Source organism: Paenibacillus sp. FSL R7-269, assembly GCF_000517865.1.
Taxonomy (GTDB): Bacteria; Bacillota; Bacilli; order Paenibacillales; family Paenibacillaceae; genus Paenibacillus_AQ.
In genome coordinates this window covers 110,268-132,324 of the sequence record NZ_ASPS01000011.1, presented here as the reverse complement: position 1 = coordinate 132,324, position 22,057 = coordinate 110,268, and the positions used below count along the sequence as shown (strand labels likewise).

The 22,057-nt window shown below is 52.7% G+C and carries 23 protein-coding genes and 1 riboswitch; of the genes, 8 read left to right on the top strand and 15 right to left on the bottom strand.

The window, feature by feature from the left end; all coding sequences use genetic code 11:
* Together C162_RS04625 and C162_RS04620 are read right to left on the bottom strand one after the other, a co-directional pair.
* Window positions 1-791, bottom strand: a 791-nt coding sequence (locus C162_RS04625) for an anti-sigma factor domain-containing protein (RefSeq protein WP_036691713.1), incomplete at its 3' end; no start/stop codon positions are given.
* Entirely contained in the window at window positions 784-1,365 is a 582-nt protein-coding gene (locus C162_RS04620) for an RNA polymerase sigma factor (protein ID WP_036691711.1), read from the bottom strand. The genes C162_RS04625 and C162_RS04620, both read right to left, overlap by 8 nt.
* A gap of 195 nt (window positions 1,366-1,560) precedes the next feature.
* Between C162_RS04620 and infC the strand changes: the two genes are divergently transcribed.
* Window positions 1,561-2,076 (top strand): translation initiation factor IF-3, encoded by a 516-nt coding sequence (infC, locus tag C162_RS04615; protein ID WP_036691710.1) that lies wholly within the window; start codon window positions 1,561-1,563, stop codon window positions 2,074-2,076.
* Between the two features lie 431 nt (window positions 2,077-2,507).
* On the opposite strand, the gene C162_RS04610 is transcribed toward infC, so the two are convergent.
* From C162_RS04610 to C162_RS04595, 4 genes are all read right to left on the bottom strand, one after another.
* On the bottom strand, window positions 2,508-3,122 hold the full coding sequence (locus C162_RS04610) for a GNAT family N-acetyltransferase (protein ID WP_063828983.1): 615 nt from the start codon (window positions 3,120-3,122) through the stop codon (window positions 2,508-2,510).
* 82 nt (window positions 3,123-3,204) lie between these two features.
* Complete coding sequence (locus tag C162_RS04605; RefSeq protein ID WP_036691707.1) at window positions 3,205-4,911, bottom strand: ABC transporter ATP-binding protein; 1,707 nt, start codon at window positions 4,909-4,911, stop codon at window positions 3,205-3,207.
* Window positions 4,912-5,235: 324 nt separating this feature from the next.
* Window positions 5,236-5,715, bottom strand: a complete 480-nt coding sequence (locus C162_RS04600; protein ID WP_051493231.1) for a tetratricopeptide repeat protein — start codon at window positions 5,713-5,715, stop codon at window positions 5,236-5,238.
* Between the two features lie 86 nt (window positions 5,716-5,801).
* Complete coding sequence (locus C162_RS04595) at window positions 5,802-7,040, bottom strand: ATP-binding protein (protein WP_036691704.1); 1,239 nt, start codon at window positions 7,038-7,040, stop codon at window positions 5,802-5,804.
* A gap of 225 nt (window positions 7,041-7,265) precedes the next feature.
* Here C162_RS04595 and C162_RS04590 point away from each other — a divergent pair, with 225 nt between their 5' ends.
* The gene (locus tag C162_RS04590) at window positions 7,266-8,063 is read left to right on the top strand and encodes an AIM24 family protein (RefSeq protein WP_036691702.1); all 798 of its coding nucleotides are present in this window, start codon (window positions 7,266-7,268) and stop codon (window positions 8,061-8,063) included.
* Window positions 8,064-8,250: 187 nt separating this feature from the next.
* Here C162_RS04590 and C162_RS04585 read toward each other — a convergent pair whose 3' ends face one another.
* Entirely contained in the window at window positions 8,251-8,535 is a 285-nt protein-coding gene (locus C162_RS04585) for an alpha/beta-type small acid-soluble spore protein (RefSeq protein WP_036691699.1), read from the bottom strand.
* Window positions 8,536-8,606: 71 nt separating this feature from the next.
* A complete protein-coding gene (hprK, locus tag C162_RS04580) occupies window positions 8,607-9,524 on the bottom strand; it encodes an HPr(Ser) kinase/phosphatase (protein ID WP_036691698.1) in 918 nt (305 codons plus the stop codon).
* Between the two features lie 148 nt (window positions 9,525-9,672).
* Between hprK and C162_RS04575 the strand changes: the two genes are divergently transcribed.
* The 3 genes from C162_RS04575 (at window position 9,673) to C162_RS36590 (ending at window position 13,502) form a co-directional block, all read left to right on the top strand.
* Window positions 9,673-11,334 (top strand): histidine kinase N-terminal 7TM domain-containing diguanylate cyclase, encoded by a 1,662-nt coding sequence (locus tag C162_RS04575; protein WP_051493230.1) that lies wholly within the window; start codon window positions 9,673-9,675, stop codon window positions 11,332-11,334.
* An 88-nt stretch (window positions 11,335-11,422) separates the two neighbouring features.
* Window positions 11,423-12,352, top strand: a complete 930-nt coding sequence (locus C162_RS04570) for a phosphotransferase enzyme family protein (protein ID WP_036691695.1) — start codon at window positions 11,423-11,425, stop codon at window positions 12,350-12,352.
* Between the two features lie 121 nt (window positions 12,353-12,473).
* Window positions 12,474-13,502, top strand: coding sequence for an S-layer homology domain-containing protein (locus tag C162_RS36590; RefSeq protein ID WP_063828981.1), 1,029 nt, complete (start codon window positions 12,474-12,476; stop codon window positions 13,500-13,502).
* A gap of 61 nt (window positions 13,503-13,563) precedes the next feature.
* On the opposite strand, the gene C162_RS04560 is transcribed toward C162_RS36590, so the two are convergent.
* Window positions 13,564-14,073, bottom strand: a complete 510-nt coding sequence (locus C162_RS04560) for a GNAT family N-acetyltransferase (protein ID WP_235218351.1) — start codon at window positions 14,071-14,073, stop codon at window positions 13,564-13,566.
* Window positions 14,074-14,225: 152 nt separating this feature from the next.
* Here C162_RS04560 and C162_RS04555 point away from each other — a divergent pair, with 152 nt between their 5' ends.
* Complete coding sequence (locus C162_RS04555; RefSeq protein ID WP_036691693.1) at window positions 14,226-14,594, top strand: DUF1304 domain-containing protein; 369 nt, start codon at window positions 14,226-14,228, stop codon at window positions 14,592-14,594.
* A 38-nt stretch (window positions 14,595-14,632) separates the two neighbouring features.
* Here the strand turns inward: C162_RS04555 and C162_RS34960 are convergent, their stop codons facing one another.
* The 6 genes from C162_RS34960 to C162_RS04530 form a co-directional block, all read right to left on the bottom strand.
* Complete coding sequence (locus C162_RS34960; protein ID WP_051493229.1) at window positions 14,633-14,965, bottom strand: methyl-accepting chemotaxis protein; 333 nt, start codon at window positions 14,963-14,965, stop codon at window positions 14,633-14,635.
* Window position 14,966: 1 nt separating this feature from the next.
* Window positions 14,967-15,383, bottom strand: a complete 417-nt coding sequence (locus C162_RS36840) for a hypothetical protein (RefSeq protein ID WP_051493228.1) — start codon at window positions 15,381-15,383, stop codon at window positions 14,967-14,969.
* Between the two features lie 228 nt (window positions 15,384-15,611).
* Complete coding sequence (locus C162_RS04545) at window positions 15,612-16,163, bottom strand: DinB family protein (RefSeq protein ID WP_036691765.1); 552 nt, start codon at window positions 16,161-16,163, stop codon at window positions 15,612-15,614.
* A gap of 76 nt (window positions 16,164-16,239) precedes the next feature.
* Window positions 16,240-17,187 (bottom strand): helix-turn-helix transcriptional regulator, encoded by a 948-nt coding sequence (locus C162_RS04540; protein ID WP_036691691.1) that lies wholly within the window; start codon window positions 17,185-17,187, stop codon window positions 16,240-16,242.
* 34 nt (window positions 17,188-17,221) lie between these two features.
* Window positions 17,222-18,598, bottom strand: a complete 1,377-nt coding sequence (locus C162_RS04535) for an amino acid permease (protein ID WP_036691689.1) — start codon at window positions 18,596-18,598, stop codon at window positions 17,222-17,224.
* A gap of 139 nt (window positions 18,599-18,737) precedes the next feature.
* A riboswitch (glycine riboswitch) is annotated at window positions 18,738-18,817 on the bottom strand.
* Between the two features lie 128 nt (window positions 18,818-18,945).
* Window positions 18,946-19,902, bottom strand: a complete 957-nt coding sequence (locus tag C162_RS04530; RefSeq protein ID WP_036691688.1) for a DUF5643 domain-containing protein — start codon at window positions 19,900-19,902, stop codon at window positions 18,946-18,948.
* 195 nt (window positions 19,903-20,097) lie between these two features.
* Between C162_RS04530 and C162_RS04525 the strand changes: the two genes are divergently transcribed.
* Entirely contained in the window at window positions 20,098-21,075 is a 978-nt protein-coding gene (locus tag C162_RS04525; RefSeq protein ID WP_235218350.1) for an ABC transporter permease, read from the top strand.
* Between the two features lie 15 nt (window positions 21,076-21,090).
* A complete protein-coding gene (locus C162_RS04520) occupies window positions 21,091-22,005 on the top strand; it encodes a carbohydrate ABC transporter permease (protein WP_036691686.1) in 915 nt (304 codons plus the stop codon).
* Window positions 22,006-22,057: the final 52 nt, after the last annotated feature.

The following is a 22,057-nucleotide window of genomic DNA, read 5'->3' as shown; positions in this document are numbered from 1 at the left end:
CCATCCGGTTCCAGTGTAACGGCTATGGTATCATAGGCCTTCGGGTCAAACGAATAATACAGTGCCCCGTTTCCGCCCTGTGAGATGAAGGTGCCTGCATTCACCGGCGAGTCCCCTTTGATCAGCCACACTTGGTAGACCTCGGTGCCGGTAAGCTCCGGCAGATCTTCTGCCTGAAGCACAAGGTGGGTGCCGGTAGGGTCTGCGACAATCGTTGCTGTACCCTTGGCGGTAACCCCTTCTCCCGCCGGACTTAGCGCTACCGCCTCATTCACCTTAAGCCCCTGGAGCGGTCCGGTGCCGGAAGCCAGCTGCTGCTTCAGCTCAGACACATTCCCGCGCAGCTGGCCGGTGTAGACGACCAAGAGCAGCACAGCCACAGCCAGTCCAAGGCTCAGGTACCCCCAGAAGCGGGTTCTTCTAGGCTGCGGGATGCTTAACTGGGGCAAGCCCTGCTCTGCCGGAGGAGTCCTCGCTGGCTCATGCTCCATAGCCCGCTCTGCATCAGGCTGGATATTCAGCAGACGGGTCTCCGGCCTTGCTGCCGGTGCACCCGCCTTCCCGGACTCCAGCACCCGTGACAAGATGCGCTCCTTCATGCCGGAGGGCGGGTCTATCGGCTCAGAGGCAAGCGGAAGATGGTCCAGTACCTGCCGGTATTCCTCCACCAGCTCTCTGCATTCCGCGCATTCTGCCGCATGGGCAGCGAATTGCTGCATTTCCTCAGCCGTCAGTGCACCCAGCGTATATAATTCGGCCAACTCACAGAGTTCCTCATTGTGTTCACTCATGTGCATGATCCCTCCTTCCCCAGTGCCGTAAAGATTTGTGAAGCTGCTTCATCGCCAGCCGGACTCTTCCCTTGACCGTTCCCAGCGGGATAGCCGCAAGCTGCGCTACCTCCTGCTGGGTGTAGCCCTGGTAATAGATCATATCCATTACCTGCTGCTGGTCGCGGCTTAATCCCAGCAGCGCCTCTCTGATCTGTTCCCCCGCCATCTGCAGCTCAACGAGATCCTCGGTAAGCGCGCTGTGGTCCTGAACCTGCTCCAGATTCCCGGAATCGGCGGATTGCCGCGGCAGCCTGGCGTCCCGCTTACGGAGGTAATCGATCGCCAGATTGCGGGTCACCGCGAACATCCAGGTGAGCAGCTTGCCCTTGCCGAAGTCAATCTGCCCCGCATTCTTCCACAGGCGCAGGAACAACTCCTGCATAACCTCTTCGGCAGCCATCGAATCCTTCACGATCTGGTAAGCAAAGCTATAAATGACCCGTTCATACCGGTCATAGAGCAGTTCGAGGGCATTCGAGTCTTTCTGTGCAATAAGCAGAATTAACTGCTTATCGTCAGCTGTGTCATTCAATTGCCATCCCCCATTCAACAGAAAATATAGTAGTGCCAGTGGTTCCATGCTGAAAAACCTGCGTCCACTGAGTATAACCGCTTTGCACAACCGTCTCAACCTGCCGGCCTGACGGCTGCAGGCAGCTGTTATTGAAGCCCTGCCCGCTTCCATATATGATAGCTATATCATATCCGCAAAGGGAGGATCATTTCCGTGGCCGTACTGATTAATGAACAGATTAAGGCAGCCGAGGTCGAGCTGACCGGGCTGAAGGGCGAGAAGCTCGGCACCGTATCCAGAACCGAGGCGCTCTCCAAGGCCAGAGCCGCAGGGGCCGACCTGGTCTGCACCTCGCTGATGAGCAGCCCGCCGCCCTGCAGCCTGGTCGCCAAGGGCAAAGGCAAGGCGGCGGCACAAGCTGCCCGCAAGGGGAATACCACCCGTCCGCAACAAGGCGGCGGGAGCAGCCAGGAGAAGGTGAAGGAGCTGCGCTTCACCGCCCATATTGAAGAGCATGACTACGACACGAAGCTGCGTCAGGCAGACAAGCATCTGCGCTCCGGCAAGCCGGTGCAGCTCGTCGTGAAGTCCTCCGGCGCCAAGGAAGCCGCCGCTGCGAAGGCAGTGCTGGAGCGGCTCGTGGCCGATCTGAAGGAGGCCGGAACCAAGGCCTCCGGGCTGCAGACCAGCGGCAAGGGCGCACAGGTTAGAGTTAATCCGCGGACGTAAGTTTTCTTATAAACGAACACTTACGCCTGAATGATGTGCGGGTTCAGAACTGGCTGGACTCTACTTCTGTTGCACTTTGTACATTAGCTGACCCCGAAATTGGTCTAAAAATTGATTCTATTGCACTCTGTACAGCAGAATCTGGACAAATAAGGGCTTTCGGGCAGAATTCAAGAAAACCATTGTATAAAATACAACAGATGATTATTTAGCTTAGCTAAGCCCGAATTCTATTGCAGAAAATACAATCAGTCTAAAAAACTGCTGCAATGCCGCATGAGACAGCGATAGGGAGTCCTGCTCATACACAACAGGTGCCATCCTATAAGGACGGCACCTGTTACTAAAATACGGCTTAGCAAGCCGTATTCTCTAATCTTCCGGTCTTCTTCCACGCTTCTTCCAATTATACATTCCGCGCATATCCCTCGTCAGTTCATCGCCCGCCCCCTCAGTATATGGTCATTTCCCGCCTTGAAGGCCCGCTCTACAAACCGCTCCTTCGTCAGCACATGCAGCAGCTCCCCATTGCAATCCTCATAATCGCCGGTCAACCCGGCCAGCTCCTGCTCCACCTGGAAGCCCAGCTTACGGAGCACCCCGAGCGACGCGGTGTTGCGCGGATCTGCCTTGGCGTATAGCTGCTCCAGTCCGATTACCTCGAAGGCGTAGTCCGCCATCGCCGCAGCAGCTTCGGTAGCATAGCCCCGGCCCCAGTGTTCACGCCCAATCAGATAATACAGCTCCGCATCCGGCGCCCTGAACTCCAGCACACCGGCCCCGCACCAGCCGATCAGTTGCCCGGTTGCCTTATCACAGATGGCAAATGAATACTTGAACGGCAGCTCAAACGGTGTATGATAGCTGAACATCAGCCAGCGGAACATCCCCTCATACTCATGCCTCTGCATGACCTCCATATGCATGAAGGCCAGCACCTCCGGGTTCTGCATTATTTCGAACGAAGCCATCAGATCAGTTTCCATATAGGGACGGATGATTAACCGCTCTGTTTCGAGCTTCATCCTGGACAATGCCAGATTCATAATACACATAACCTCACCTTCAAGTTCTATCTGACACCCAGCATAGTTCAGGCGCAGGATAGTCCACAAGGTAAAAGATAGTTTAATCCGTTTGTCCCCTGCCGTTATTCCACAGCGTACGGAAGGACGGGCAGTCCCGGATCAGGGAATCGAATTCCCCTTCCCCCGCCAGCCTGCCTTGCTCCATGACCAGAATCTGGTCCACGCCGCTGATGAAATTCAGCCGGTGTGCGATAATAATGACCGTCTTATGCCTGAACTCCGCAAACACCGTCTCCATCAGGCTGCGCTCCGTAATATTATCCAGGGCCGATACCGGCTCATCGAGGATGATCAGATTCCGCTTTTGCAGGATCGCCCGGGCAAAAGCCAGCCGCTGACGCTCCCCGCCCGACAGCTTCAGCCCGCGCTCCCCAACCCGCGTCTCCAGCTTCTCCGGCAGCTCCAGTACCTTCTCCTTCAGGTGAACCTTATCCAGCACCGCATACAGCTCTTCATCCGGGACGTCTTGCTCAAACACCATGTTGCCCCGGATGGTAGTATCGAAGATCGGACTGTCCTGCGACAGATAAGAGATGTGATCATAGTAGCTGTCCAGACTCAGCTCGTCGATATCCGTGCCGTCGACCAGCAGCTGGCCGCCGCTTTTTTTGAGCAGGCCCGTAATCAGCTTAATGACCGTTGACTTGCCGCTGCCGCTTAAGCCCACCAGAGCCACTGAGGTTCCGGGCGCAACCGAGAAGGACAGCCGGTCCAGCACCTGCACCTCTCCGTAGCTGAATGATACATCCTTGAATTCAATGCTGCCCTCTAGCTGCGCAAGCGCCTTGCCCTGCTCCAGATTCCGGTCCTCGGGAGCATTCAGGAATGCCTCGAACCGCTGATAGGTGACCCTGTTCAGCTTATAGCCGACGAATAATACGTTGAAGATGGCGATCGGCGTATAGATTTTCTCAATGAACATGAACAGTGCGACCATGACCCCAACAGAGGCCTGCCCGGAGACCACATTCTTCACGCCGTACAGCAGCACAACCACCTTAATGACCGTAATGAACAATTCGAACAAGGCGAAGAAGGATTCATGAATCATCTGCAGCTTCGCGCTCTGCCTGATAATCTGCTGTGCCGCCTTATTCAGTCTGCCGATCTCCTGCGCGTACTTCTTGTTGGTGCGGAAGACGACCAGCTCCATGAAGCCGCGGACCCCGTATCGGGACATGGCCTCCTGCTGCATAAGCACCGATTCCTTGATCCGGTAGAGAACTTTGAGCAGAACATTCGTTAACAGGAAGATAACCACGTACCCGCCCGCAATCACCAGCATGATTCTGAGGTCATAGTAGCTGATGAAGAGCAGGCTGAAGAGAATCGTGGGCAGCAACTCATGCAGCGTATGGAGGATAAAAGAAAATAAAATACTGTTCCCGGCCGCCGCGCCGTTCTCAACCACCTTGATCATCTGGCCTGTGCCCATGTTCTGATAGGCGGAATAATCCATTCTGGAGATTTTGGACAAGGCCATAATCTTCAGTCTTTCTGTGATGCTGTTCGATAGATAGGCGCTGGGATATTCATCCGCATAGTTCAGCAGGACGTTCAGGCCGAGCAGCATCCCGTAGACGACAACCCCGTAGAGGATTTCACGGAAGCCCGTTCCCGCCACCGCCTGATCCAGAATCCGCTGAAAGACAACAATGCCCAGGCTGCTTAAGAGCTGAATGGCACAGCCGAGAACTATATACAGAGCGGCCCACCCTCTGAGGTGGACAAGACATTTTTTTAACATGATCACAATCTCCAATCTTATTCATAAGAGTATGGCAAAAAGCCGGGAACTCTCCTCGCCACTCCGCACCAGAGACTCCTGCCTCAGCAGTGTAGTCTTCAAGCGGAATAACTCAGTGTCCCGGCTCACAAAGAATGACCTTCCAGGCACCGTTCAAGAATCCAGTTATCTGTGACCAAGAGGACAGACCTCCCCCTTGGTGGCTGGTACGCGTTCTACCCAGCCCGATAACTAGTTCCTTGCAACGGTACGGAATGGCATCCATTTCACCTCTTTGATAAGATTGACTCCATTGTATGCTTCGGCCAGACCGGCCGTCAATCCCTAGTGCTTCGTCTCTTTTGCCGCATCCGAATCCGCATCGGGACTGGCATCTGAACCAGCATCTGAACTGGAATCCGCTTCGGCAGCTTCTTCTGCATCCTCGCTATCCTCGTCCGCAGCGGCCAGCGCCGCCTTCTCACTGCGGCTCCATTCCAGGAATTCGATGGTATCCTGATCCTCAGGGTCCAGCTTATTTGCCTTCTTGAATGCTTTGATCGCGAGATCATACTCGTCCAGATAATAGTGGGCGTAGCCGACACGGAAATGCCACAGCGGGTCTTTTTTACCCTTATCTGCCGCCTTGTTGAACCATTTAAGCGCTTCCCGGTAACGGCCCAGATTGTTGAGCGCCCGGCCCAGATGCACTGCCAGTTCCTCATCGATCAGCGGTGTCGGCACCTCTTTGATGCGGGATACGATTTCTTCATATTCGTCCGCCTCATGCCAAGCGTTCAATTGCGCGATTAATTCTTCTCTCATTACCCATAGCCTCCCGGTTAATCATTCCAAGTTCTCTTAGAGATACTTTATCATTTTCACACCAAGTTTCCCACTGTTGCCGTGCGTTAGGCCGGGATGATGATCCTGAAGACGGTTCCCTTGCCCTTCTCGCTGGTGACCTCAATACGGCCCTTGAGCTTGTTAATCGTGTTATACGCCATGACCATTCCGAGCCCCGTCCCGTCCGCCTTGGTGGAGTAATACGGCTTGCCCAGGCGCGAGATCTCATCCTTCGTCATTCCGATACCGGTGTCGCTGATGGTAATGATAATATTCTGCCCGCTCGCGAAGACAGCAATAGACAGGACAGCATCCTCCACCCCCTCCATCGCTTCAATCGCATTCTTGTACAGATTAATCAGGCATTGCTGCATCTCATTGCTGTCATAATGGGTGCTGAGCGAGTTGTTGAAGCTGAATTCAACCGCTACCTTGTGGATCGTGGCATACGGCAATATCACATTCTTGGTGTATTCACATTCAGCCATCAGGTTGGAGTAGACCCGGCTCGCCGACTGCGGCTTGGCAAAAGACAGATAATCGCTGATGATCTTCTCCGCCCGGTTCAGCTCCAGCAGTGACAGCTCGACATACCCCTTCTCCTCCGGGGTGAGGTTCTTGGAGAGATTAAGCAGCTGCAGGAAGCCGCTGGTCACGGTTAACGGATTGCGCATCTCATGGGAGACGCTGGCCGCCAGCTCACTGACCACATTCAGCCGCTCCGACTGCATAATCCGCTCACGGTTCCTGAGGTTGGCCAGGATCTGCTCCAGCAGGATCATTAGGATCGCCATAACCACTGCATGGGTGGCTAAGGCATAGAAGGCAAGCGTCCAGAACTGGGTATCCAGCTTATCCATGATCTGGCCCAGGATGATCAGATAACAGCCCATAGTCAGGACCACGATGGAGGTAGCCCATAAGATCCGTCCCTTAGGCTTAGAACGGAGAAATCTGGCGCTTATGGAAGGAACCAGAATGAGGACTGCTGTCGAAAAAAGTAAGGATTGGACGGTTCCCGCGCCGCCTATATAGAAACGGTACACATTCAGAATCACATATAAGGGCAGGGTATATTTGTACCCTCCATACAAGGCCGCAATCACAAACGGAACATACCGCAGGTCAAAGATGAACCCGGTATCCAGCCGGATCGGCTTGGCGATACACAGGATCATGGTGACGGCAATGAGCAGTACAAGAATCTTACGGTTGTAGGCGTGGGGCCTGTTCTCGAAGAAAATCAGAAATATCAGCACCGGAAACAGCATAAACAAAAAATTGAGCAGCAGCGTCTCAAACAAGGCTAACTTCCTTTCGGTTCAAATGCTGGTGTCATGAGATACGTTTGTATTCTGAGCACTATACTTAGAACATTACGCTAACCTGATATTAGAAGTAAAGGAATTATTGTATGCGTTTTTTTCTCCCGGAATTCAAGGATACCCGCGAGAAGTGTCGAATACGTATGCTTTGAAGGCATGATACACAGTATTGCATAACTACAGCTACCGAAGGAGCGGGTATCCATGGCTTTTACCATTAATAACCTGAAAGACAATTCCAACGTTGTTATTAAAGAGCAGCTAGGCGGCTTCAGCATCATCGAATACAAAGAGGATCTCAGCACTACCTCCCGCTATGAAGCGGAGACCAACTTCTTCATGAGCAAAAGCAACATGCGCAACAAGCAGTTGATGATTGAGCTGAATAACAATGAGGTGATGCTGAGCGCCGGGGCCATGCAGTATATGATCGGCAATATCGAGATGACCTCCGGCATCAAAGGCGTAGGAGGACTGATGCGCAATATGCTATCGGGGGCGGCAACCGGAACCAGCGCAGTCAAACCGCTCTACAAGGGAACCGGAACCATCCTGCTGGAGACCACCTACAAATACCTCTGGCTGATTGATGTGGACAACGACCATATCGTGATTGATGACGGCATGTTCCTGGCTTGCGAGACTACGCTCGACATCTCCGTTGCGGCACGCAAGAACATCTCCTCTGCCGTCCTCGGCGGTGAAGGGCTGTTCAACCTGAGCGCGCGCGGCAAAGGCATTCTCGCCCTCGAAGCTCCCATTCCTTCCGAGGAAGCCGTTGTGGTCGAGCTGCAAAATGATGTGCTGAAGGTGGACGGTAACTTCGCCCTCATGTGGTCGAGCTCTCTGGACTTCACGGTCGAGAAGTCAGGCAAGACCCGTCTGGGCTCCGCCGCCTCAGGCGAAGGCCTGGTCAACGTGTACCGGGGAACCGGCATGGTCTGGCTGGCCCCGCTCATGAATTACAGAAACAGTCTGCTTCAGGGCACGCCAACTGCTTAATTCCGAAGCGCTGGTTAGGTCAGCTCTGATTGTTGCCCTATAACATGGAACGAGATGTTATAGGGTATTTTTCTGCTTTTACGTCTAAGTGCAGAACTTTTCGTGAATATACGCACAAATAGACCCCTTTAACAAAGAAAGGGATCTTATTAGCATAAATATGAATATGGATTTGATCCAATCCATTCTAAGACTTCTGCTTACCCGCAAGCTGCTCCTGGGCCAGACGCACCATCTCGCGAACCATGGAGCCTCCGATTCTGCCGCCAATCTGTCCGGCCGACCCGGTGGTCAGATTGCCGTTATTTCCGGCCTGCAGCGGGATGCCCAGCTCTTTGGCTACCTCGTATTTCACGTCGTCCGGATGATTCGGATCTACGTGATATCCTTCCTGCCGCATAACCTCCGCTTTGAACGTCTGCATTCCCTGGGCGGACCCTGGTACAGCATATTTTCTGTTTCTTCTCGCCATTTACGGACACGCTCCCTTGCTGTCTTTCCTCTAAGTTGCCCAGGAGCGCGGGTCTTCATTCCCTGCGTTCCTTAAGACTGCATCCCGTCCTCAATCCGCTGCATGAATTCTTCCACCGCGCTATATCCGAGCTGCTTGAGATACCAGTTGTTCGCAGCCGCTTCAATCAGACCGGCTACATCGCGGCCCGGCTGAAGCTGGACCTCGATATGCGGAATCTGCACCCCGAGATATTCGGTGAACTGGGGCACCAGCTCCAGTTCATTGTTGAGCGAATTCTCCTGCCAGGGGGCAAGCTCAATATCCAGTACGATCCGCGTCTCATCCTGGAACGCCCGCCGCCCGTACTGCCGCACGACGTTGATCAGGCCGATGCTGCGCAGCGCCAGGAATTCACGCGTGGTCTCATTATGGGTCCCCAGGAGCGTCGCCGGACCCAGCTTCTTCAGCACCACAATATCATCCGCCACGAAGCGGTGGCCCCTGCGGATCAGCGTGTGTGCCGTCTCGCTCTTGCCGATCCCCGACTTGCCACGCAGCAGAATACCGATCCCAGACACGTTAACGCATACCCCGTGGATCGACAGCTCCGGCGCCAGCGTCTTCACCAGGAAGCTGTCCAGCTTGGCAATGAATTCGGTAGTCACCTCCGGCGTCCGCAGCAGCGGAATGCCCTCCTGGTCGCAGAACAGCGTCAGATAAGGAATCTCCTGCTGGCCGCTGGTCACGATGAAGCACGGAGGATGGTATTTGACGATGTTGCCGATATGCAGCATCCGTTCCTCTACACTCAGCGTTAACAGGTAGTTAATCTCTTTACGTCCAAGGACCTGCACCCGCTCCATCGGAAAAAAATCAAAATAACCGACAAACTCCAGACCCGGTCTGTGCGTCCGTGGACGGGTGATGATCCGGTCCATCCTGCCCGCTCCGGCGAGCACCTCCAGATGGAATTTCTCTACAAGACTCTGCACGCTAATAGACTTCATGTGGTCCCCTCCCAATCCAATATTTCCCGATGGATTTATCTAAAAATCTTGTAATCTGCACACGCTAATTATATATTAAAAACAATATATAAGACCTTAGACCCACAAAAATCAATAAATACTATTAAAATCAAGAAGGTGTAATATATTGGCCTTAGCCTCTTGGATTGACCTGATTATGTGCTTCCTTCTGTTCCTGCTGCTCATCTATATCGTGGCTACGGTCACGATTACCAAGTTGCACAAGGTCTATTTAGGGTTCCATTTCGCCATGCTGATCTGGCCCTACTGCCAGTTTGCCATCAGGACCGTCGATGATCCTATCTATCAGCTCTTTTATGTGAAGCTTGCCTTCGTGGATGCTTCCCTGCTGGGCCTGGGCTGGTTCTTCTTCACGATTCTGCTCGCGGGACAATCCCAGTTCCTTAGCAGAAAAATAGTGTCCGCGCTGGTGATCCCTGCAGTATTGACCTCCCTTGGAGTGGTGCTCAATCCTTATGGATGGTTCGTTCGCCCGGTAAATGGAGGGTATGTTGAGCGGATCTACGGACCTATTTTCTGGATCAGCATGACCTTTCTTGTGATTAATGCCCTCGTGTCCATGTATGTCATATACGTGGCTCTGACCTCTAACCAGGCCGCGCGGATCAAGAATCAGGTTATGTACATGCTCAAAGGCATTACGGCGCTATGCATCTTCCTTATGATCGACGTGCTTCTCAATGTCATTCTGGATGACTATTTGCCGGTAATTCCGGGCTTCACTTCACTGGGTATAGTGGTGTCGGCTACGTTCTTTGTGATTACGATCCACCAGGACAAAGTATTCGATATCGTAACCATCGCCCATCAGGATATTATCAATACCATGGAATACGGAATTCTCGTGCTGGATGACCAGGAGCAGGTCGTAGAGATCAATCATGCCCTGCATCCCTATATCCCGCTTGTGACGGGTACGGCGTTCAATATAAGCAGCTATCTGCCGGATGACCCTGCGATGAAGATCGAGTCCTTCCTTGAGAAATACCATGAGTATCCGCTGGAGACGGCTGAGCTGGAAATTCTGCATCCTCTTATCCAAATGGTTGTCAGTATTCATGCAGCGCCGATCATAGTAAGCGGCAACCGGGTCGGCCGGATCGTCACCTTCCAGAATGTTACCGAGATCCGGCGGCTCATCGATGAGACGAACCAGCAGAATGCCGTCCTCAAGGAACGCAACGACTCGCTGGTGAAGGTGCAGGAGGAGCTGTTCCAGACGAACGGCAAGCTGAGGAAGCTGGCGATCACCGACAGTCTAACCGGCTGCTACAACCGGCATTATCTGATGCAGCAATTGGAGCAGGAGGCAGTGCGGGTCAGCGATACCCGGACACCTTCGACTATTATACTGATCGACATCGATTTTTTCAAAAAAATCAACGACCAGCACGGCCATCTCGCCGGAGATGTGGTCCTGTGCAGCACGGTGGAGCTGCTGCACCGCAGCCTGCGGCCCTCCGATATCCTGGCCCGCTACGGCGGAGAGGAATTCATCATCTATTTGCCGGATACGAATGGAGCCGAGGCGAGGCGTCTGGCCGAACAGCTCAAATTAGAGGTTGAACACAACACCATCCGTATCGATTATATCGATGAGCCCGTGTCCATCACCATCAGCCTGGGGCTGCTCAGCATCGCCGAATTCAAGATCCCGCCTGCCATGGATGCGACCACCTACCTGAACGACCTGTTCAAGTCTGCCGATAAAGCCCTGTACGCCGCCAAGCATCAGGGCCGGAATCAGATTGTTGCGGTGGAGGTATAATTATAATCAATCTTTCTCTATACACCTGTCTTTCTCCCATAGGATAATGGATAGCAGTTGGAGCCATTATTAAAGGGGACGCTGCCAGATGAACCATGATCATCTTATCCGTGAGATTAACCAATCCTACTCGTTACGTATGAAGCAGATCAAGCTTCACCGGGAGATGATTGGCTCGGTTTATTTGGCAGAGGGCGGGGGTAAGCGTTATGTGCTCAAAATATACCGCAGCTTCAAAACAGCCGATGCCATGCAGTCTATACGAATTCTTGACTATTTGCAGGCTCATTCCTTTCCGGCTGTGACGGTCCTGAGGACTGCCAGACTTAAGAATCACATTCTTCTTGAAGCTCAGGAGGGCTGGCTTACCGCTGTGCTCTACGACTATGTAGAGGGTGACAATCCTGATGGATTTGCCGAAGCGGAGCTTATCGGTTACCAGACAGCCGAGCTTCATAAGCTAATGCAGAACTACCCTGTAGAACAACTGATTATGCGTACAAAAGATGAATATATTGATGATTATCTCTCTATTATGAGCGAACTGGACTGTGATTCAAACTCCATGTCCGATCTTGAACAATATGGAAATGAACTGTGGGGCCGTATGTCAAAGCTCCCAAGAGGCTTTTGTCACGGCGACCTTCATACAGGCAACATGATTAGGAACCGCCATGGGCAGTATGTCTTTATGGATTTTGATGATGCCTCCGGAGACTATCCCGGCATGGACGTGGCATACATGTCAGACGCTACTCATTTTAATCAATATCACGACTCCATGTATGATGCTACCCAGCGTTTATTTGAACGCTTCTATACCGGGTATTCTAAGGTGCGAACCCTGAGTGACATTGAGATCTACGCGATTTTTGACTTCATTGCGGTAAGGCATTATCAGATTATATCCCGAATTGTCCGCTGCCAGGGGCTACAGTCTGTAACGAAAGAATTCTGTGATGAGCAGTATGGATGGCTTATGAGATGGCAGGAGATTTGTATGAGAAAACGGCACTAGCCCGATGCGGCCAGTGCTTTTTTTATGGTTTTGATTATTTTATTTTTGCTGGAACCTTTTTGACTATGCCGCCGTCTATGATCACAAATAAACCACAAACTACACTACGAGGTGACTGGACATGAAGAAGACATTCAAGATGATCACACTATCCGCAGCAGCCGCTCTGGCGCTCAGCTTCACAGGACAACAATTCGCCTCGGCCGCAGCCTTCAAGGATATCCATAACGTGCAGGATAAAGACAAGATTATCGCGCTTCAGAACAGCGGCCTGATTAAAGGCATCAGCGCGGATCTGTTCGGCCCGAACCTCAGCATCACAGCAGCCCAGGGGGTGCAGATGATCGTGGGTGCGCTTGATCTCAATCTGGATACGATCCGGTTCGTGAAGGAGCCGCATGCCACCGACTATTTCAAGAACGCGAGTGACTCCGCCTGGTATGCACAGGCGCTGATTATTGCCGGTGTGCACGGCTTGGACCTGCCTGCGGATCTGAAGCCTGGTGAGAAGCTGACCCGCGAAGAGTTTACCTACCAGCTCATTGATGCGATGGAGAACACGAACCGCCTGCCGATGATTAAGCCAGTAGTGACGGAGTATGCCGATCAGGATCAGGTGAAGGTTGAATACTCCGGTGCCCTGCAGCGTGCGCTGAATTACGGTGTCCTGAAGCTGGATGGCAGCGGCAAGCTTAACCCGAAGCAGGAGATCACCCGTGCAGAAGCGGCAGTAGCCATCAGCAATGCACTCTCTTATCTGAAGGCACATCCGGCACCCGGTGCAGTGAGCGGGACGATTACCGCAACCGAAGCCGTCCAGTACATCAAGGATGCCGCCGGGGAAGCGAACCTGCAGATCAAGATTGACCCGAATATGAGCGTGACCCGCGAATCGTTCACCTATCTGCTCATTAACACACTCCAGACCAGCGGCCAACTGCCGATGATCAAGCTGATCCCGGTGGAGATCAAGGATAATGACAAGATCAATATCCTGAACTCGGGAGCTATTCAGACCGCGCTTGCCCTCAAGATCGTGAAGCTGGATCAAGACGGAAGCTTCCGTCCGCAGGACGGTGTCACCAGTGCTGACGCAGCGGCAATGGTCAGCCAGGTGAAGGCCATCCTGAGCGGAAAGTCTGCGAAGTAAGCAACCGCCCCTTCATCTCTGCCCCTTCTGCCGAAAAGGCGGGAGGGGCTTTTGCTGTATTTTACAGCATCAGCACCATCAGATCCTCATCCAGATACTCGCTGCCAAGCTTCATCGCCTTCGGCTCTGTGCCATAGCGGACGAATCCCAGAGATTCGTAGAGTCTTGTGGCCGGAACGTTATTGGACGTTACCGTCAGTGTAAGCAACTCCAGTCCCGGCGCGGCCTTCGCCCGTGCAATCAGCTCCAGCATCAGCGCACGGCCCGTGCCATGTTTACGGGCATCCGGATCTACATATACTGCATAGACATGAGCTTTGTGTTGAATCTTGAGCCTGCTCTCCCGGAACAAGGTGGCCATTCCCGCCAGCCTCTGCTCCCCGTTCAAGAAAGCACCTAGAGTGAAATGCCCGTCCGAGGGGTCCAGCTTGATCCGGGTCGTCTCAGTGGACAATTTCACTTCCGATTCATAGGAGCTAAGGAAAGCTTCCGGGTGCTGCTGCAGCGACTGCAAACGAAGCGCCCGGTAGGCTTCGGCATCAGACGGGGTTAGCGTTCTTATATGTATCATTCTTCTTGCCCCCTCTACATTACAATTTTACGATTTGTAGTAAATTGACAAATAGCAAAAAGTCCGGTATATTTAAGTTCGTAAAATTATATTTTGCACAATTTAAATAAAGAATTGATTTGATTCACATTACTTGAAAAGAGGGACTCGTTATGATGACTGTAAGTTTAATTCTTGTTGCCTTAGTAGCACTAGAGCATGTGTACATACTAGTACTGGAGATGTTCCTGTGGACCACCCCGAGAGCACAGAAGGCGTTCGGATTGACCCCTGCCTTCTCCCGGGAGACGAAGTCGCTTGCTGCCAACCAGGGCTTGTATAACGGCTTCCTGGCAGCCGGTCTAGTCTGGGGCCTGCTGCATCCGAGCGCAGACTTCGGTTACCAGCTGCAATTGTTCTTCCTGATCTGTGTGGCGGTTGCGGCCATCTACGGCGGACTCACCTCTAAGAGATCCATCCTGCTGATGCAAGGCCTCCCGGCCTTCCTGGCGCTGGCAGCCACACTGATCGCACATCTGTAAGATTCGCGGGACTATGCAGGGAGCTTCCACACTTGCCCTCACAGCTTCTGCGCGAACTGGTTCAACTGCTCAGACATCGCCCGGATCTCCTCAATGAAGCTGGACATCTCTTGCGTTGAAGCTGCCTGCTCTTGCCCCACTGAGGCAATCTGACCGATGGATTGGCCGATTCCCTTCATCGCTGTCTGGATCTCCCGCAGGGTGTCCCGTATCCGCTGCGCGGATTGCTCGGTCTCCTGTGAGAACTTGCGGATTTCTCTGGCGACAATGTCGAAGCCCCGGCCCTTCTCTCCGGCATGGGCGGCCTCAATAGCCGCATTAATTCCAAGCAGATGCGTCTGGTCGGCGACCTTCCTCAGAACGGCCAGCACTTCATCGCTTTTGTGGACACTTGCAGCAGTGGTCTCTGACTGGACCAGCAGCTTCTGAGAGAAGCCGGTCAGCAATTTCCCGCAGCTCGGTCTGTCTGCGCACCTGAATGCAGACCGCCCCGCAGACACGTTCATCCTCTCCATGTACCGGAAGGACCGTACCCACAAATTCGTATCCATAATACTCTTTGGGAACATTGGCCCTTGAGTATTCATCATTTTTCAGTGCGTGATACAGAGGTTCGTCCGCGTGAATAATCTGCCCGGCGCGAATCCCCAGATCAATGGAATCCCCGGGGTAATAGGCGAGAAACTTCTCGGTATCACAGACGGCAATCGAGATATCGTATGGAAAAGCAGCTTTCAGAACGGGCGCGAGATTTATTATATCTTCAAGGGAGCGTACGATGTTTTTCATAGGTGCGGATCTCCTTTTATTCAGTTAGCTTCAGGGTACAGCGAAATCAAGAGTTAAGTTCGACATGTTGCGACAAACCTCCTTTATTCAAAAATGAATAATTAAAAATTGACCATTGTGGTCGGTTTTTCGATCACATTGGGCACGTGAACCCTCGACGTGATCAGTGTAGCAAAATAGCCGGAGCCCTCAGTTACAACTGACAGGCTTCGGCTTATTGGCGTTCTTCTATTGCGCAACACTTGATCCTATGAAATCCTTCAACCGGTTCAGCTGCAGCAAGTGATGGCGGTAGTGCATCTCAATCAGCAGATACCATTCTGCCCCAGACAAGGGGCCGAACCGGGGATGAGGGGCGGTGCTGTGCTCAGGTGCCTGCGCAAGCTTCGGAAGGGTCTCGCGCATCCGCTCAATCACTGTGTTCAGGCCTTGGATCAGCTGCTCCTTGCTCTCCGGCTGCACCGGCGTATACTGCGGTGACGGCGGAACATGAACGCGTACAGGCGGGAAGCTGCCCCCGGCAAAAACCGCTTTACCATCCGGAGTCATCTCTGCTTCCTTCCCCGCCGCTTGCCCGTCCCCGGCCAGACACTGATCGATATTACGAAGCTGCATGTACAGCGCCGATTGTATTAAGTGCTGAACCATCTGCCCGAGAGACCACTCTCCTTCGGCAGGCTGCCGCAGCAGCTGCTCCATACTGAAGGTATCTAATTCCATAAGATAGTGATTCGCAGTCTTTTCAAATTGCTGTAAGGCTTCCGTAATCTTCGTATTCATATTCATAGTATTCAGGCAACTCCTTTATTCTTAAGGTCTGACCTGAATATACACAACCGCTCCTGACAACGTTATGTCAGTAGCGTTCCAGCATTCTCGCCGTTTCCTCCCGCACAAGCTTCCGCAAGGCTTCCGGCTCCAGGACAACCGCCCCCGCTCCCCAGCCAAGCACCCATTGCAGCAGGTCCCCGGGCTGGCGTACGCGGAAGGTCATATGCCTGCCGTCTGCCCGGTCCTCCACGGCCTCCAGATAAAAGTTATTCGATTCAGCCGCCTTGTCAGCTATCTCGGGATGCACCAAAATACACACGCGTACATGGCGGTCATCCTCCGGCTGATACTCGTGCAGATCGAAATCCGCAGGCACTTCGAACCGGTCATCCAGAACGGTAAGCCCGCTCATTCTGGATAACCGGAAATGACGGATTTCCTGCCGCAGCCAGCACCAGGCGACCAGGGTCCAGGCGCCTCTGTTCAGGACAAGTCCATACGGCGAGGCGGTTCGGATACTCCGGTGACTTCCGTCAGCTTCCTGTCTGCCCTTCGTATACCCGAAGCTGATCTTCCGCTGATCCAGAATCGCGCGGCGGATCTGCTCCATGTACTCCTTCTCCTGTCCTTGCAGCTTATCTTTACTGGTACTCAGCAGCAGGATGCTCTGGCGGAGCCGGGCAGCATTCTCCTTGACATCACCCGGCAGAATCGCTTCAATCTTCCTGCCTGCTGCGGATGCCCGGTTACCATACTCCGTATCGAACCGCTGCTCCACGAAATCCGTCCCGATCAGCAGAGTCACAGCCTCCTCCGCTGTGAAGCTGACCGGGGGCAGGAAATACCCCTTTACCAGTGAATATCCCTGACCTGTAGCTCCTACCACCGGCACTCCGGCTTCACTAAGCGCCTGGATATCGCGGTAGATGGTTCTTACACTAGTCTCGAAGACAGACGCCAGATCCTCTGCCCGTACGACCCCTTTGCGCTGCAGCTCCAGTACGATGGCTAACATGCGGTCTGTCTTGTTCATGCGGCGGCTGCACCCTCTTCATCCTGAAATCAGTTTATGTATTGATTATACTGATTTCCTGTTCGTTTTTCTCCTTACGGCTTCTGATGGAGTACAGAACGAACAGCAGAATGAACCAGAGCGGAGTAAACAGCAGCGCCGGACGGGTCTCGTCGGCAAAGAGCATGATCACTAGAATGGCGGCGAACAGCGTCAGGACAGCATAGTTAATCACCGGGGTGAACGGCGCTTTGAATTTGGAAGCGGCATGTAAATCCGGGCGGTTCCTTTTATACTTGATATGGCAGACCAGCACAACGCCCCAGACCCAGATGAAGCAAATGGCGCTGATTGTAGTCACGATGCCGAAGGCCTGACCCGGAATAAGCTTGCTGAGCAGCGCTCCGGCAGAGATTACTATAGTAGAAATAAACAGGGAATTCGCAGGCACATGATTCCGGTTCAGCTTGCCGAGCTGAGGGGAGGCCTGATTCCTTCTGCTCAGATTGTAGAGAATCCGGCTGGTCGAGAACATCCCGCTGTTGCAGGCGGAGGCCGCCGAGGTTAAGACCACGAAATTGATAATTCCCGCAGCAATCGGAATCCCGACCAGACTGAAGGTGCGCACGAACGGACTTTCAGACGCGCTAAGCTGGGTCCAGGGATTAATGCACAGCAGCACGAAGAGCGCGCCTACATAGAAGAACAGAATCCGCAGCGGAATTTTGTTGATCGCGGACGGGATGTTTTTCTCAGGATTCGCCGTCTCCGCTGCCGATACCCCCACCAGCTCCACGCCGACATAAGCGAATACCACCATCTGGAAGGAGAACAGGAAGCCCTTCACCCCGTTCGGGAATACGCCCCCGTGCTCCCAGAGATTGCGGACCGACACTGAGCCTGCATCCGTCTTGAACTGGGTCACCAGCAGGACAATCCCCAGGCCGATCAGAGCCAGAATCGTAACTACCTTGATCAGAGCAAACCAGAATTCGAGTTCCCCGAAGCTTTTGACCGTTAGCAGATTGAGTCCGAGCAGAATGATCAGGCAGATCACGGCCGGTACCCACTGCGGAATATCGAACCAGTACTGCACATAGACGCCCACTGCAATCACATCGGCCATCGCCGTCATAATCCAGCAGAACCAGTAGGTCCAGCCTGTAATGAATGCCGCGCGCGGCCCCAAGTAATCCTCAGCAATGTCTGTAAAAGATTGATACCCCGCCTTCGAGAGCAGCAGTTCCCCCAGCGCACGCATCACAAAAAACACGGCGATTCCCACGATCAGATACGTAAGCATGATGGAGGGCCCGGCCTGCTGAATTGCCTTGCCCGATCCCAGGAATAAACCTGTGCCAATCGTACCTCCGATGGCGATAAGCTGGACGTGCCGGTTTGCAAGCTCTCTTTTTAATTCTGTCTGTGCCATACCTGTTTCCCCCTTAATGTATACAATGCTGAAAATACGCAAAAAGGAGACTGGATATCATCCAATCTCCCGGTTCATAAGAGGTTCCAAATAAGCTATCTGCCCACGCTGAAGGGAATCAGCCAGGGAAATAGAAATCCGGTACTCTTCTGTCCTTTTGCCTGAGATTGTGAACCCTTCGGCGCTGCGGTCTCCCGCAGTCTCTCCAGAAGCTGCTCCAGCTATAGTGTGATCCATAGCCTTCATAGCTTGCGAATATTTAATTATTTGAAGCGGACTTCATCTAAATATTTGTCAATTCTATTCATAGCCCAGACTTCTGTCAATAACATTAGTTACATCGCTTGTTATTTAACCGTAATTTTGGTTTCCAGATCTTTATAATAGGTTTTAGCCCATTGGCCCTGTTTGTCCTTGAACATTTTCCCGCTGGCATCCTTGGCATACGTAAACGGCTTAACACTAATGGTCTTCGGGACGGCCGGAAAAGCACCGTAGTTCTGCTCCTCAGTACCGCTTGTCTTAACCTTCTCAAACGGCTTGCCCCACGGCGAGCTCACATTCCCTTTCTCATCCACAAGGTCATATAACATTCTCTCCGGGCTCACCTTGGACTTGGCCGCCGCCGGAACTGCGCCCTTGAAGCTCACCTGCAGAGACATTGTTAACGGGGTCATCTGGAAGGATGTCACTGTGTAGCTGAATGTGCTGTTCTTCTTGGAGACGCCCGGCTTCAAGCTTAAGAGGGTCCCCAGCTTGTTCACTTGAACTTTAAAAACAAACGGCTCCTTCACCCCGTTGGCGTAAGTCTTCAGCGTAAGGTCGAATTTATCCGGGATTTGCTGCTTCATCGCGCCCTTATTCAGATAGATCAAGGCTGTGTCCGTATCCTCCGGATTTGTACTGATGGAAGTATCGTACAACAGCTTTTTCCCATTGATTAACACGTCCACATTCCTGGTCTGGTCTAGGAAAGAACCGTTCTTGTCCACCGTCCCTCCGTCCTGCCGGATGCCTGCGATAAATTGATTACTGTCATAGGTCAGATCGGTTAGTGTCAGGGTTACCCCCTCCTGGGTCACGGCCTGATTCGGGGCGGCAGCAAGCTTTTTCTGAACAATCGCCTTCAGAGTGGCGTTATCGCTGGCCGCGAACACGCTGCCCGCCTTATTATCCTTGTTAACATCGGCTGCCGCCGCTACGGGTAAAGAGTATCCCCCGCCGACAACTGTCCCTCCGAGTACAGCGGTTACTGCTGTTGCTATAATTGCTTTCTTCATCGTATTTAAGCTGATCGTGTACATAGCTTTTCTCCTTTGCTTTTGAAGAATATACAAGAATAACGCTTCCCGGCTGCTAGTTTGTGACATAAGTACAGAAATAGCGTCTCTGCATAAAAGTCATTTTTGAATAAACAGAGTCATTTACAAGAAAGAATTCCGTTCATCCGCTCTACTATAATAAATTCATCCAGAACAAGTAGAGTGAGGTTAGAACTTATGGCAAATCCTGCACCACAAGCTATGAACACCAAGCTAGCGCCACCGCCCCAGGGCCGTTTCGGCCGTCTGCTGCACAATATCGTGCGATACCGGGTGCTGCTGTTGATGCTGCTGCCCACGTCGATTATCTTTTTCATCAACTGCTATATTCCGATGTTCGGATTATTCATTGCCTTCAAGAACATCAACTACATTGATGGCATTATGGGCAGTCCCTGGGCCGGGCTGGATAACTTCCGGTTCCTCTTCGCCACCTCTGACGCCCTGCGGGTGACCATCAACACCGTGGGTTACAATGTGGTCTTCATTATCTCAGGCCTTATTCTCTCCGTCTCGCTGGCGATTGCGATCAATGAGGTGCGTAACAAGCTGGCCTCGAAGTTCTTCCAGACCGTGATGATTATGCCGAACTTCCTGTCCATGGTCGTGGTCAGCTTCATCGTCTATGCCTTCCTGCACCCGGAGTACGGCTTCCTGGTCAAGCATATTCTGCCGATGTTCGGCTACTCCTCGGTGAACGCTTATATGCATCCTAACGCATGGCCTTACATTCTGTGGATCACCAAAATGTGGCACTCCATCGGGATCGGCAGTGTCATCTACCTTGCAGCCATCACCGGCATCAGCGAAGAGTTGTACGAAGCTGCGGTGATGGACGGGGCCAGCAAATGGCAGCAGATTACCAAGATTACCCTGCCGCTGCTTACGCCGATCATGGTGATTCTCACGATTCTTAACATGGGCGGTATCTTCCGCTCTGACTTCGGGCTGTTCTACCATGTGACCCTGGACTCCGGTGCGCTGCGCTCGACTACGGACGTCATCGACACCTATGTCTACCGGGGCCTGATCCAGCTCAATGACCTGGGGATGTCCTCTGCGGCGAACTTCTATCAATCTGTCGTCGGCTTCTTCCTGGTCATCGGCGCGAACGCTCTGGCCCGTAAGCTGAACCGCGATACGGCGCTTTTCTAGAAACGGAGGATTCTAATGACTACTGCATCCCGAAGCAACCCTTATACCAAAGGCTCTACTACCGCCCAGATTATTCTGAATGTATTCTTCATCGCCTTCAGCCTGGCGTGTATCCTGCCGATCCTGCTCATTGTCGCTATCTCCTTAACCAACGAGAAGGCCTTGACGCTGCAGGGTTACAAGTTCTGGCCCGATCATATCGACGCGTCCGCGTACCAATATTTGTTCAAGCATTCGGAGACACTGGTTAAGGCTTATGGTGTCAGCCTGACCGTTACCCTTATCGGAACTGTTCTGGCCGTGCTGCTGATTGCGCTGTATGCGTATCCGCTCTACCGGAAGGATTTTCCTTTTAAAAAGACATTCAACTTCTACCTGCTGATCACCATGCTGTTCTCGGGAGGGCTTGTCCCCTTCTATCTGCTATATGTGAACTATCTCGATCTGAAGGACTCGCTGGTTGCGCTGATTCTGCCCGGCCTGTCCAATGCCTTCTATATCTTCATCACCCGCACCTTCTTCCAGCAGACGATTCCGGAGGAGATGATTGAATCCGGCAAGCTCGACGGGGCCTCGGAGTGGCGGATCTTCTTCCAGCTGGTGCTGCCGATCTCCCTGCCTGTGCTGGCGACCATCGGACTGTTCACTACGCTGATGTACTGGAATGACTGGTTCAACTCCATGCTATTCATTAATGACACCAATAAGTTCTCGCTGCAGTACGTCATGATTCAGATGATCCGCCAAGCCGAATTCTTCAAAACCCAGCTTGCCGGCACCGGTGTCGCCCTGATGGTACAGGAATCCGTTCCGACCGAAAGTCTGCGGATGGCCATGGTTGTGCTGTCGATTGGTCCGATTCTGTTCATCTATCCGTTCTTCCAGAAGTACTTCACCAAAGGCCTCACGATTGGTGCGATCAAAGGTTAATTGGTCTAGCTCTGGCGTAAATGCCGGTTAGAATATATGATCTAATTATCAT

Bases quoted from the DNA above. Each gene is read 5' to 3' on its own strand.
- C162_RS04610 (WP_063828983.1), bottom strand. From the start codon at position 3,122: ATGAATCTGGCATTGTCCAGGATGAAGCTCGAAACAGAGCGGTTAATC.
- C162_RS04605 (WP_036691707.1), bottom strand. From the start codon at position 4,911: ATGTTAAAAAAATGTCTTGTCCACCTCAGAGGGTGGGCCGCTCTGTAT.
- C162_RS04600 (WP_051493231.1), bottom strand. From the start codon at position 5,715: ATGAGAGAAGAATTAATCGCGCAATTGAACGCTTGGCATGAGGCGGAC.
- C162_RS04590 (WP_036691702.1), top strand. From the start codon at position 7,266: ATGGCTTTTACCATTAATAACCTGAAAGACAATTCCAACGTTGTTATT.
- C162_RS04585 (WP_036691699.1), bottom strand. From the start codon at position 8,535: ATGGCGAGAAGAAACAGAAAATATGCTGTACCAGGGTCCGCCCAGGGA.
- hprK (WP_036691698.1), bottom strand. From the start codon at position 9,524: ATGAAGTCTATTAGCGTGCAGAGTCTTGTAGAGAAATTCCATCTGGAG.
- C162_RS04570 (WP_036691695.1), top strand. From the start codon at position 11,423: ATGAACCATGATCATCTTATCCGTGAGATTAACCAATCCTACTCGTTA.
- C162_RS36590 (WP_063828981.1), top strand. From the start codon at position 12,474: ATGAAGAAGACATTCAAGATGATCACACTATCCGCAGCAGCCGCTCTG.
- C162_RS04560 (WP_235218351.1), bottom strand. From the start codon at position 14,073: ATGATACATATAAGAACGCTAACCCCGTCTGATGCCGAAGCCTACCGG.
- C162_RS04555 (WP_036691693.1), top strand. From the start codon at position 14,226: ATGATGACTGTAAGTTTAATTCTTGTTGCCTTAGTAGCACTAGAGCAT.
- C162_RS36840 (WP_051493228.1), bottom strand. From the start codon at position 15,383: ATGAAAAACATCGTACGCTCCCTTGAAGATATAATAAATCTCGCGCCC.
- C162_RS04545 (WP_036691765.1), bottom strand. From the start codon at position 16,163: ATGAATACGAAGATTACGGAAGCCTTACAGCAATTTGAAAAGACTGCG.
- C162_RS04540 (WP_036691691.1), bottom strand. From the start codon at position 17,187: ATGAACAAGACAGACCGCATGTTAGCCATCGTACTGGAGCTGCAGCGC.
- C162_RS04535 (WP_036691689.1), bottom strand. From the start codon at position 18,598: ATGGCACAGACAGAATTAAAAAGAGAGCTTGCAAACCGGCACGTCCAG.
- C162_RS04530 (WP_036691688.1), bottom strand. From the start codon at position 19,902: ATGTACACGATCAGCTTAAATACGATGAAGAAAGCAATTATAGCAACA.
- C162_RS04525 (WP_235218350.1), top strand. From the start codon at position 20,098: ATGGCAAATCCTGCACCACAAGCTATGAACACCAAGCTAGCGCCACCG.
- C162_RS04520 (WP_036691686.1), top strand. From the start codon at position 21,091: ATGACTACTGCATCCCGAAGCAACCCTTATACCAAAGGCTCTACTACC.